The 12,094-nt window shown below is 42.1% G+C and carries 8 protein-coding genes; 5 read left to right on the forward strand and 3 right to left on the reverse strand.

Features of this window, described 5'->3' with window-relative positions:
• Positions 1 to 51: 51 nt before the first annotated feature.
• Positions 52 to 1,011 (reverse strand): L-threonylcarbamoyladenylate synthase, encoded by a 960-nt coding sequence (locus tag P1X15_RS04610; protein WP_277336971.1) that lies wholly within the window; start codon positions 1,009 to 1,011, stop codon positions 52 to 54.
• Between the two features lie 108 nt (positions 1,012 to 1,119).
• Here P1X15_RS04610 and P1X15_RS04615 point away from each other — a divergent pair, with 108 nt between their 5' ends.
• The 3 genes from P1X15_RS04615 (at position 1,120) to xerD (ending at position 4,621) form a co-directional block, all read left to right on the forward strand.
• A complete protein-coding gene (locus P1X15_RS04615) occupies positions 1,120 to 2,079 on the forward strand; it encodes a VWA domain-containing protein (RefSeq protein WP_277336972.1) in 960 nt (319 codons plus the stop codon).
• 62 nt (positions 2,080 to 2,141) lie between these two features.
• Positions 2,142 to 3,446: an ethanolamine permease gene (gene eat, locus P1X15_RS04620; RefSeq protein WP_277336973.1), complete on the forward strand. Its 1,305-nt coding sequence runs from the start codon at positions 2,142 to 2,144 to the stop codon at positions 3,444 to 3,446.
• A gap of 278 nt (positions 3,447 to 3,724) precedes the next feature.
• Positions 3,725 to 4,621, forward strand: a complete 897-nt coding sequence (xerD, locus tag P1X15_RS04625; protein WP_277336974.1) for a site-specific tyrosine recombinase XerD — start codon at positions 3,725 to 3,727, stop codon at positions 4,619 to 4,621.
• A gap of 188 nt (positions 4,622 to 4,809) precedes the next feature.
• On the opposite strand, the gene P1X15_RS04630 is transcribed toward xerD, so the two are convergent.
• Positions 4,810 to 5,349 carry a hypothetical protein gene (locus P1X15_RS04630; protein ID WP_277336975.1) on the reverse strand — a complete coding sequence of 180 codons (540 nt, stop codon included), beginning with the start codon at positions 5,347 to 5,349 and terminating at the stop codon, positions 4,810 to 4,812.
• 167 nt (positions 5,350 to 5,516) lie between these two features.
• On the opposite strand from P1X15_RS04630, the gene P1X15_RS04635 reads away from it, so the two are divergent.
• Positions 5,517 to 6,683 carry an aminotransferase class V-fold PLP-dependent enzyme gene (locus P1X15_RS04635; RefSeq protein WP_277336976.1) on the forward strand — a complete coding sequence of 389 codons (1,167 nt, stop codon included), beginning with the start codon at positions 5,517 to 5,519 and terminating at the stop codon, positions 6,681 to 6,683.
• Between the two features lie 272 nt (positions 6,684 to 6,955).
• Here the strand turns inward: P1X15_RS04635 and P1X15_RS04640 are convergent, their stop codons facing one another.
• A complete protein-coding gene (locus tag P1X15_RS04640) occupies positions 6,956 to 10,018 on the reverse strand; it encodes a glycoside hydrolase family 3 N-terminal domain-containing protein (protein ID WP_277336977.1) in 3,063 nt (1,020 codons plus the stop codon).
• Positions 10,019 to 10,266: 248 nt separating this feature from the next.
• Here P1X15_RS04640 and P1X15_RS04645 point away from each other — a divergent pair, with 248 nt between their 5' ends.
• The gene (locus tag P1X15_RS04645; RefSeq protein WP_277336978.1) at positions 10,267 to 12,066 is read left to right on the forward strand and encodes a TrkH family potassium uptake protein; all 1,800 of its coding nucleotides are present in this window, start codon (positions 10,267 to 10,269) and stop codon (positions 12,064 to 12,066) included.
• The last annotated feature ends 28 nt before the right edge of the window (positions 12,067 to 12,094 follow it).

Here is a 12,094-nt window from a genome sequence, read left to right on the forward strand (position 1 = left end):
GCTATTTATCAACTACATTGTCAAAGCTAATGTTTGACAAAAATTGTATAACTATTCTCTTACCGCCGCTCTACGGATGCGGTCGTTGATGGCGCGGCCTAAGTTTTTTTCTGGAAGCAATTCCGCATAGATAACCTCAATAGGCAGATTGTCGAGCTGACGCATGTATGCAAAGAGATGCTTTGCCGCTTCACTATAGTCTCCTGAGACTGACAAAATCCTTTGGTTTTCGGTAGGTAAACCACTCACAAAGGTTTGGAAAGTTAATGCTCCGATGCTCTCTGGAGGGTATTTGGCGATTATTTTATCAAAATGCTCAATAAAAAGAGGTTTACGAGGTGAATAATGACTCTTGAGCATTCCGGGTGCTTGAGGGTTAGAAGTAGAATGAGCCAAGACTTTCACGGGGCCTACCACCTCCTCAATGGCCTCGACTGCCGTACCACCGAGCCGGTATACTATGGTTGTTTCACCTTCAAAGCCCACAATTGTGGATTCAATCCCAATTTGGCTTGCACCCCCGTCAAGTATGTAGGGGATTTTTTTGCCCAGCTGCTTATCCACATGTAGTGCCGAAGTAGGACTGATATAACCAAACGGATTGGCACTGGGGGCGGCTAGTGGAAACGAGAGGCTTGACAATAGCTCTAGCGTGAGAGGGTGATTTGGAATACGCACCGCCACAGAACTCAGTCCTGAGGTGACTAAGTCAGAGATGGCATCGGTTTTAGGAAGTAAAAGTGTAAGAGGGCCTGGCCAAAATCTCTGGGCTAATTGCTGTGCTTGGGCAGGGAAGTAAGAGACAAATGAAGGGATTTTGGTGATACTATCTGTGTGAACAATGAGTGGGTCGAATTGTGGACGATTTTTTACCTTAAAAATTTTGAGAACAGCGTCGTCATTGAAGGCGTTTCCCGCTAGTCCATACACAGTTTCGGTAGGAATCCCCACCACTTCTCCCGTTTCGAGGAGGGTTTTGACAGAAACAATATCAGTACCTATGATTGCCATGCTGCAAAGTTAGTTTAGAGTTTGCAGTTATCCCCCTTTAAAGTTTGGAGATTTTTTGCTTATTTGAGTGTTGTTTTATGCTATAGCGATATTTTATACTTATTATATATGAATTTTAACTATGAGCTCACCGCCATAGAGCATTTTTTTATAGGTACCTTTTTGCTCTTATATGCTTTGTATGTAGGGCGTACTTTTTGGGTGGCTAGAGCATTGGGTACTACTGCTCGGGCAGTGGTAATCAAGTTTTTTCTCCGAACTACTTACTTTGGTTTGCTGATTGTAGCCTTGCTTGGACCTTTTTTTGGAGAGCCAGAGAGGGACATTATTGCAGAGGGTAAAGATGTAATGGTGTTGGTAGATGTTTCAAAATCTATGGATGCCACCGATGTACAACCTTCTCGTCTCGAAAAAGTAAAATTTGAATTGCAGCGTCTCATTGCTTCCTTACAAACCAACCGCTTTGGTCTTGTTGTTTTTGCTACCAATCCTTTTTTACAAGTCCCTTTGACGTTTGATTTAAACGCATTTGAGCTTTTTACCCAAACTTTGAATACTTCCCAAATGAGTAGTGGCGGTACTGATATTTGTAGCGCGATAGACCTAGGGGTACAAAAACTGATTCATAACAAATCTCTCAATACTTCAAAAATTCTTTTGCTTTTTACGGATGGTGAAGATTTTGGGAATTGCGAGCGCAAGACATTGACCTCCATTAGACAATATGATTTGCAGCTAGTGGTAGTGGGTATCGGCACTCCAAATGGTGGACGTATCAAAGACGGAAATACATGGCTGAGAGATGACCAAAAGCAGGTGGTCGTATCACGACTAAATTCCACTTATTTAAGAGAACTCGCAATGGCAACTAATGGCAAATATTTTGAAATCAATAATCAATCAAATGCGATCTCGGATGTAGTAGATGCAATCAATTCTGTAGAAAATCGCTTGATTGATAGTCGCAAAGTTGCCGTTGTCAGTAATAAATATAGGTATTTTCTAATCGCCGCTTTGGTACTTATCTTATTCGATATACTGGTGACCGTTACCACTTTTCAAGTCTAAAAATTAAATAATAGTTAAATGCTAAAGCACAACTAACTGTGCGCAAGAACTTAATATAAATTATGTCAGAGCAAAACCATTTACAAACTTCACTTACCCCTACATTACTATGGGGGCTTGGTGTTGGGTATGTTATCTCAGGAATGTATTTTGGGTGGAATGTGGGGTTAGAAAAAGGAGGTACATTGGGTATGGCCGTAGCTACGGCATTGGTAGTGATTATGTATGTATGTTTTACAATGGGCTACGCAGAACTAGCCTGTGCTATCCCGAAGGCAGGTGGAGTTTCGGATTATGCCACGCGCGCTTTAGGCAAGGATTTGGGTTTTATTGCGGGAATTGCTCAAGTGTGTGAGTTTGTATTAGCCCCTCCTGCTATTGCGGTGGGGATTGGGGCGCACGTAAATCTTTTTTTTCCGAGCATCCCTGCTATTTATGTAGCGATAGGTGTATATATATTGTTTACTATGCTCAATATCATTGGGGTGAAGTTGGCAGCAACTTTTGAGTTTTTTGTGACCTTTTTGGCCGTAGTTGGTCTGGTACTTTTTGCTGGAATCACGATGGGCGAAATATCATTCGAAAATTTGAGTCGTAATTCTCTCCCCAATGGCTGGGCGGGAGTTTGGGGAGCTATTCCGTTTGCGATTTGGTTTTTTCTTGGGATTGAAGGTTTGGCTAATGCTGCCGAAGAAAGCCAAAATCCTCAAAAAGATTTGACGCGTGGGTTTGGTTCAGCGATGCTTACCTTGGTGATTTTGTGCATCATGACTTTCATTGGGTCAGTAGGAGTAGGGGGCTGGGAAGCCGTCGTATTCAAGACCGACGGTACGGTCTCAGACTCACCTTTGCCCTTGGCTTTGGGTAAGCTAGTAGGAGAGTCAGCTACGCTTTATTCATTGGTGATTGTGTTTGGGCTTTTTGGACTTACTGCCTCATTTCATGGATTGTTGATGGCAGCTGGGCGTGCTACTTTTGAGATGGGACGTATCGGCAATTTACCGTCTTGGTTGGGTGGGGTAAATCCTAGTTTCAAAACTCCCGCAAATGCGTTGATTGCTAACATGACTTTTGGAATATTAATCTTACTATCCAATACCGCTGCTGATATTATTGTACTATCTGTATTGGGAGCTCTTACTTTATATTGTTTTGGAACCGTGAGTGTTTTGCGACTCCGTCAAGTCGAACCCGACCTTAAGCGCCCTTTTTTAGTGCCACTATACCCTTGGGTGCCACTTTGTGCTCTTGGCTTGGCTGTTTTGGCCTTGGTAGCTGTGGTAGTTTCAAATGGAATGCTAGCTGTATATTATAGTGGAACTTTAGCAATAGCTTTTGTACTTTACAAAGTTTTTGTTCGTAGATAGAACTGCTAAAAAAGCCCTTTATAAGAGGATAAGCTATTTAGGATAGTTTCATAAAAGATTTTTTTGCGTTTTAATCAGATTTTAATCTACATTAAAATAAAATTTTATTAATATTGCTAGCGAATTCAATTTTCTCTCTAAAGAGTTGAATTTATAGAAATGGTGTGGATAACGTCGGAAAGCTGTTCGAACTCTCGGGCAGCTTTTTGTTTTTAAATTTTTATTCATTAAGTATAGTAAAATTCCTCAAAACGGGTGTGTTTTAAGTGTGTCAAAATATGTGGGAAACCTACCTAAAACATTTCAAAGACTATCTATTATTAGAAAGAGGACTAGCCGACAATTCGGTAGAGGCATACGTAAGAGATGCTTCCAAATTAGCAGAATATTTAGAGCTACTTGGCGGAAAAGAAATACCTGAGGTCATTGAGTTTGATATACTAGGTTTTTTGGGATACCTCCATGATTTGGGCTTAGCAGCTTACTCTCAAGCACGGATTTTGTCGGGTATCAAGGCTTTTTTTAAATATTTATTATTAGAAAATATCATCTCGGTAGATCCTACTCAGCTCATCGAATCTCCTCATTTGTCACGGCATTTGCCAGATGTACTTACTTATCCCGAAATCGTCACTTTGTTGGAAGCCAATGACCTTTCTACTTCCGAAGGAGCGCGCAACCGCGCTATGCTTGAAGTACTTTATAGCTCAGGATTGAGGGTGTCAGAATTGGTAGATTTACAGATAACAAACTGCTATTTCGATGCGGGTTTTATCAGAGTGATTGGTAAGGGAAGTAAAACGCGATTAGTCCCCATCGGCCAAGATGCCATCAAACATACGCTGCTGTATGTAGAGCATGTCAGAAGTAGAATAGAAGTTCACAAAGAACATGAGGATATTGTGTTTCTTAATCGACGTGGCAAGCAGCTTACGCGCGTGATGGTATTTTTAATCATCAAAGATTTAGTAGAAAAGACGGGGCTGCAAAAAAACGTAAGTCCTCATACTTTTCGACACTCCTTTGCTACTCATTTAATAGAAGGAGGGGCGGATTTGAGAGCGGTGCAAGAGATGCTGGGCCACGAGTCGATTACGACTACTGAAATATATACCCACCTCGACCGAGAGTATCTAAGAGAAGTAGTGACCAAATATCACCCAAGGGCTACTTAGTATTTAAGAAACGCAGTATTATTTTTGACGTTGGAGCTGCCACCATAAAAAAGTCGCGGAGGGGAAGTGCCCTCCGCGAACTCTGCTTTACTTTACCCCTTATTCAAATCACACTAGAAGTATGTGATTCAAGATTTTTAAGTGTTAAGGTCAGTTAATTGCTGACTTAACTACTTATGAATGTTATATCATACAGCTTCAGCGGTTGATTTTTCGCCCACAAAATACTGTTCACTGTTTTTGAACAATAAATTGAAAGAAGTCAAAGAACCATACACTTTCGTGATATATTGCTGTATATTAATTTTTTCTTCGTCGTTTAGATTACTGGCATTGATACGCTGCTCCAAAACCCGTAAGCGGTCGCGTGTCATGACTATTTTGTGAAAAAACGTATCGATTGGTATCTCTTTGGCAGCTAAATCGTGACGTCCAGGTTTTAGAATTAGCTTTCCGCCTTTCCATTTATCGCCCAAAGGAACTACCTCCGTGACATCCAACCATTTTTGAAGTACTTTGGTAAGTGTGTGTTCTACGTCGAATAAACTTACTAGGTCATTGTCCAATTCTACGGCCTCTACGACATCAAAATCTGTGTCGAATTTGATAATTTTGGTGCCGTGTTCGATGAAAGTGACAGTGTAACCGGTAGATTTGAGATTGATAACCACCCCATCTCCAAAGGCGGCATGTCTAACTCTTGAACCGATTCCTAGAATACTATTCATACTTTTTGCAATTATTTAATGGATTATGTTTGACATTGAGCAAGAGGTGTGCCAAACTTGTTTTTTTTCTAAATTTTTTTTTCATACTTCTTTAAATATACTGGTTTTCAGGTATTTCTTTTTTAAAAAATTTGTTTAAGTAACTGTTTTTTTACTCCTAATAAAACATGAAAATAAAAAACTTTTTTTCACATTTTGAGCTTTTAGAAGGTGTACATTTCATTAACTGCGCTACAAGAGGTCCCTTTTCAAAGGCTGTAGTACAAGCAGGTATAACTTCGATTGAGCAATTTACACCTTCCATTCATACGATTAAACCAGAAGATTTTTTTGAGGGGGCTTGGCGGGTACGTGAGTTGTTTGGAACATTGGTAAAAGCTGATAAAGAACGCATAGCGATTGTGCCGTCGGTATCTTATGCCATGGCCATAGTGGCGCGCAACCTCCACCGGAAGCCAGGCCTTAAAGCAGGGCATCATGTATTGTTGATGGAAGACGAATTTCCGAGTGATGTGTATGCATGGGAGCGTGTTTGCCAAGAATTATCGTTGGAGACGAAGACTGTCCCAATGCCTCAGGGGGAGGTCATTGGAGAAGAATGGAATGCTCGTTTTTTGGAAGCTATCAATGAAAATACAGCCTTAGTAGTAGTGCCCCATGTACATTGGCAATATGGGATTCGGTTTGATTTGGAGAAAATTTCGCAGCGAGCCAAAGAAAAAGGCGCATTGTTGGTGGTGGACGGTACCCAATCCGTAGGCGCCTTGGATTTTGATGTAGAGAAGATTCAACCAGACATGCTGGTAAGTGCAGCTTACAAATGGCTCATGGGGCCTTATGGAATGGGACTGGCCTACTTTGGGGCATTTTTCGATGATGGTATACCGCTTGAAGAAAGTTGGATGGCACGGCAAGATAGTCACCTTTTTTATAAACTGACGGAATATCAACCAGATTATCGTCCTAAAGCGTATCGGTATAATGTGGGAGAACATTCTCATTTTATTCAGATGCCTATGCTCGAAGTGGCACTTAAGGAGAAATTAGAATGGGGTTGTGAAACTATACAAGCCCATTGTAAAGAATTGTGGGAAAAGCCTATCAGACAGCTTTCTGAAAAGGGAGTTAGGTTTGAGCCAGATAATGTGAGAGCCCACCACTTGGTAGGAGTAAGATTACCTCATGCAACAGATACCCTCCAAATACAGCGAGCTTTGCAGCAACGAAAAGTAATCGTGGCAGCGCGGGGACAGGGGATTCGGGTTTCTCCACACTTGTATAACACACCCGAAGATATGCAGGCATTGGTCGATACCTTGCTTGATGTATTGTGACAAGGGTAGGGTTTACACCTCTTTTATATACTGAAATGGGGTCAGACGCAAGGGTCAGACGCAAAGGGCAGACGCAAGGCCTGCCCCAACGGGAGGTTTTTTGTAGGGGTAGGCCTTGCGTCTGACCCATACTACCCCATATACAAAATGGTGCAAACGCAAGTTTTTGTAAGGGTAGGCCTTACGTCTACCCAATACTACCCAGATGTAAGGGGGCAGACGCAGGGTCAGACGCAGGGGGCAGACGCAAGGCCTGCCCCTACCAATAAATATTATTTTATGCCCAATCCGTCATAGACTACTTGTAGAATAGAGGTGCGAAGGTTGAGGGTAGAAATACCACTGTTGTCACGGGTAGGATAAACCCGATTTGAAAGAAACACATAATTGAGATTGTAGGCGGGGTCGTTCCAAATCATAATTCCTGTAAAACCAGTATGACCATAGCTCAAAGGGCTTGCACTTCGAGGGGCATTTCCGCAATATTCGCGGCAAGGTTTATCAAAGCCAATCCCACGGCGTGACTCAGGAAACTGATAGCTTGTGAACTCATTCATGGTTTTCTCGGCTACAAATTGTTCGCTACCATATTGACCCTTTTGGAGAAACAACTGGGTTACTTTCATGAGGTCGTTGGCATTGCCAAACAAACCTGCATGGCCGCTAAGACCATTGAGCATGCCAGCCGCTTCGTCATGTACGCGACCATGAACGAGGGTATGACGGAAAAAAGTGTCACGTTCGGTGGGTAAAATTGTATTCAATGAATGCGAACGAAGCGGATTGAAAGTAAGGGAATTAGCGCCGATTTTGCGATAAACTTGGCTTTTGAGAAATGTTTCAAAGTTTTCATCCGTCAGATTCTTAACCACTAGTGGGTATAAGATAAACGACAAATCCGAATAAACATATTCTTTCTTGGGATTGAGGGGCGAGTCTTTGATAGCCTCGTACATCTTTTTATAGTATTTTTTATGTAACCAAAGGCTGTCGGTTATTTGTATCGAATAAGCTCTCTTTGACTCCTTGCCCCAGCGAAAAGTACGTTTTTTCCAAGTGCCATCAGCCTTGAGACAATCACGCCAGAAAGGAATGAATGCCCGCAATCCTGCTTGATGAGTGAGTACTTGTCGCCATACCAAATCTGCTTTGTTAGATTTTTTAAACTCTGGTAAGTAATCCTTCATAGTGGCGTCAAGGTTAAATTTACCTTCACCGTGTAGTCTACCTAAGGCCAAAGTAGAGCCAACGATTTTGGTGACCGAAGCTAAATCGTACAAATCAGTGAGTTGAGTAGGGCGGGGAGGAACTGTTACGCCTGGAATAGGTGTCGGATATACGTGGGTACCGTAAGCTTTGCGATAAAATACTTTACCATCTTTGGCGAGTTGTACTACGATACTAGGCGTTGCTTTTTGAGCAATGGCATTGTAAGCCAAAGAATCTATTTTAAAAGAAAGCCATTGACTATTGAGTCCCACTTCTTCCGGGATGGTATATTTGAGGCGACCAATGGCGGGAGTTTCAATACCTGTCCCATATTTAAATTGTGCGTTGACACTCACGGGCAATTTGCCTTTGGCTCCAATCGCCCCAAACAATAGCTGTGCCGATAGATCTTCAGTAAAAGAGGTAAGCTGATACGCCATCACAAGACCTTTAGCATTGGCGATGTCGTCTAGTTTGTTGAGCGAGTACGCGTTTCCAAAAACAGTAATGACCGCATTCTGATTATTGGCTAATTCCTTAATCCAAGCGGCAGTTGTAGGTGAAATGCCATAATTAGCGCCGGGGCGGATGTTGTTGAGATGGGCGCCTACCAACACAATATCGTAGCTTTTGAGGGCTGTACGGATGCGGTCTTGAATGCTATCGGGGGTTTGGGGATGTACTACATAATGCTCCACATTTGTATAGAGCGAAAGGGTCTTTTGAAAGGTAGTAATGTCGCCTGTGCTGAGGGTTTCGTTGCGAGTGCCAAGGGCTACTACGCCGTCTTTGGTAGTGGTAGTAATGGCAGGGGCATCAGTCAAAGAAATAGAGGCAATCGTGATTTTGTCTAAGTCTTTGATGGGTATAATATTGTTATCGTTTTTGAGTACTGTGAGCGCGTTTTCAGTAAGGCGCCGATTGATAAGCTCCGCTTGCTTATCGTTGAGGTCGGTAGTCAAATTCCGAGTATCAACGGGCTGATAATGGTCGAGACCTACCCATGCTTTGGCGGCAAGTACTTTTTTGACACGCGCATCTATTTCGGCTTGGCTTATGCGGCCTTCTGCAATTGATTTTTTGATTTGGGCAATTGCGGCGGGGACATTGGGACTAAACTCTAAAATATCCATCCCTGCTTCCAATCCTTTGGCATCGCCTAGGCCATTCGGAAAATATTTGGTAAGACCTTTCATATTCATGGCATCCGAATAGATAATCCCATTGAAATGTAATTGGTCTTTCAAAACACCTGTTACAATGGGTTTGGATAGCGTAGAAGGGACGTTTTTGGCGGTATCCAGTGAAGGTATCGCCAAGTGGGCCATCATGATACCATCAGCTCCCTTTTCGATGAGTTTACGGAAAGGATATAATTCCACCGAATCCAAACGAGCACGATTGTGGGGTATGACAGGCAAATCATAGTGGGAATCTACGCCCGTATCGCCATGTCCTGGAAAATGTTTAATAGAGCTTAAGATGCCGCCATCTTGCATCCCTTTCATATAAGCATACGATTTTTCAAACACTTTTTGGGGATTTTCGCCAAACGAACGAAAATTGATGACGGGATTGTTGGCGTTGTTGTTGACATCTACCGAAGGGGCAAAGTTGATATGAACGCCTAGGCGTTTTTTGTGAGCAGCAATAGAGCGGCCCACTTGATAAATCAGCTCGTCGTTGCCTTGAATAGCTCCTAAGGTCATTTGATAAGGAAAACGTACTGTGCTATCGAGCCTCATCGCCAAGCCCCATTCCGAATCCATGGCTACCAAAAGCGGTACTTTCGAAATCGATTGATAATAATTGGTGAGCTGGGCTTGCTGTACTGGGCCACCTTGAAAGAAAATCACCCCGCCTACTTTATAGTCTTTGATGTACTGAGCCACCACGCGAGGATTGGTAAAAGTGGTATCAATAATCACTCTTTTGGGATTGGTAGGATAGCCATGAGCTGCCACCATGATGAGCTGGGCGATACGTTCGTCGGGGGTGAGGCTATTGAAGACTGAGTCTACCCAACGCTGATTGGGATTTTGTAGAAAAGGCGGAGTAACTTGTTGGGCAAGAGTTTGGGACAAGGAGACAATTACTAAAAGGAGACTCCCGAAAAATCTGTTCATGTTGATGATGAATTGCAAAGAGGAAATTGAAATTTGATGGGTAAGCGGTGGTTGATACTGTGTGCAAATATATGGATTATTAAAACTTTATGAGGGTGTTGAGCGCTTATAAAGTTGGCTTTATAAATAACTCGGAGTTTAATGATTGAAGCGTATTGGATAAATAGCATTCCTGAAAAAACAATTCAAATAGTTATGTATTAACTATTGGGCTTTTATCTTTACGTCCTACAATTTAGGACAATCCAATGGGTCTGAAGCGGAAATATTATAAATACCTCAATTATAGAAATCGTCTAATCAGTCGTTTACATGATTTTTTTGAAGACTTATCCTTTTATGTAGGAGTATTTGTTTTTTTTGTAATTGTGTATGATTTGGGTTTTCCGCATACGGTCGGTTACTTTTATTTTTCTGTTATTTATTTATTGTTTTTGGTAAGTTTTACCGTTGCCATTGCCTTTCGTTCTTTACTTTTCCCTTCAACTAGTCAGCGACAAAACACAATTAGGTGGTTAATAGTGGTGGGGTTGATGTTTTTTTGTTCGTATAAATATAGCAAACTCAAGTATCAGCCCGATTTTCATTCATTGAGTTATTATGGAAGTTTAGCCATTTGCGGATTATTGTTACTATTTGATGTTTCGCGTAAAATCCTCCTACTTTATTCCAAACGCTTCAATCCTGCCTTGAGTTTTGTGTTGAGTTTTGCTTTATTGGCGTTGGTAGGTTCAGGGCTATTGATGCTACCTCGGGCTACAGTCCACGGCATAAGTTTTGTAGATGCCTTGTTTATGTCGGTGAGTGCTGTATGTGTGACGGGCCTTGCTACGGTCGATATGGCCGTGGAATTTACGCGTTTGGGTAAGCTTATTCTGTTGGTATTGGTGCAGTTGGGAGGGCTAGGGATGCTGTCGTTTACAAGTTTCTTTGGCTATCTGTATCAGGGTAGTTTTTCGATTGAAAATCAACTGTTTCTCAAAGACTTTGCGACCTCGGAGCGTATCGGGGATGTTTTCAAAACCTTGTCCCAAATCATCATGATTACTTTTGGATTGGAACTGATGGGGGCGGTGTTGATTTATTTAACCATCAACGACAGCCTTTTTCAAACCCCAGGTCAACAAATGAGGTTTGCGATTTTTCATAGTGTATCATCCTTCTGTAATGCGGGTTTTTCGATTACTCCCAATGGGCTGTTCAACCATGAAATCAATCAAAGTTATGGATTTCAATGGATAGTGGCGTCGTTAATCATTTTGGGGAGTATTGGTTTTTTTATCATTACTGATTTTTATGCATACCTCAGGCATTATACAAAGCAACTTTATTTTTGGCTCAGGTTTCAGCTACCTATTCAGCACCTTCCTCGTATTGTAAGTATCAATTCTTTGATGGTACTGCTGACGACAGGTTGCTTACTTTTGGTGGGTATGGTGGCGATTTTGATGATTGAACAAAAAGGTATCTTAGCGCATCATCCCACTTGGTGGGGTAAAATCACCACTGCTTTTTTTGCTTCTGTCACCCCTCGCTCAGGTGGATACAATACCTTTGATATGAGCTTGCTACAGCCCGCTACTGTGTTGATTTTCTTATTGTTGATGTGGATTGGAGGCTCGCCAGGTTCGACTGGTGGTGGAATCAAAACTACGACCTTTGCGGTGGCAATGCTCAATATCGTAAGTTTGGCAAAGGGAAAAGACCGGGTGGAATTTGCCGGTCGCCGGATTCCTTCCGAATCAGTGCGAAGAGCTTTTACGGTCATTACTTTATCACTGCTTGTCATTGGGCCCGCTATCCTAATTATCACTGTTTTAGAACCCAATCAATCTCTTATTGGGGTGGCGTTCGAATGTTTTTCGGCTTTTTGCACGGTGGGTTTAAGCCTAAACCTTACCCCCACTTTTACAGATGCGACCAAGGTGGTTTTGATTGTTCTTATGTTTGTTGGAAGGGTAGGTACGTTTACGTTGTTGGTCGCGTTTGTAAAGCGCGTAAAAACAATGAATTATCAATACCCCAACGAAAATGTTTTTATCAACTAGGAAGTGTGAATTGGGGAATGTGTTGATT

Source organism: Runella sp. MFBS21 (assembly GCF_029433105.1).
Classification (GTDB): Bacteria; Bacteroidota; Bacteroidia; order Cytophagales; family Spirosomataceae; genus Runella.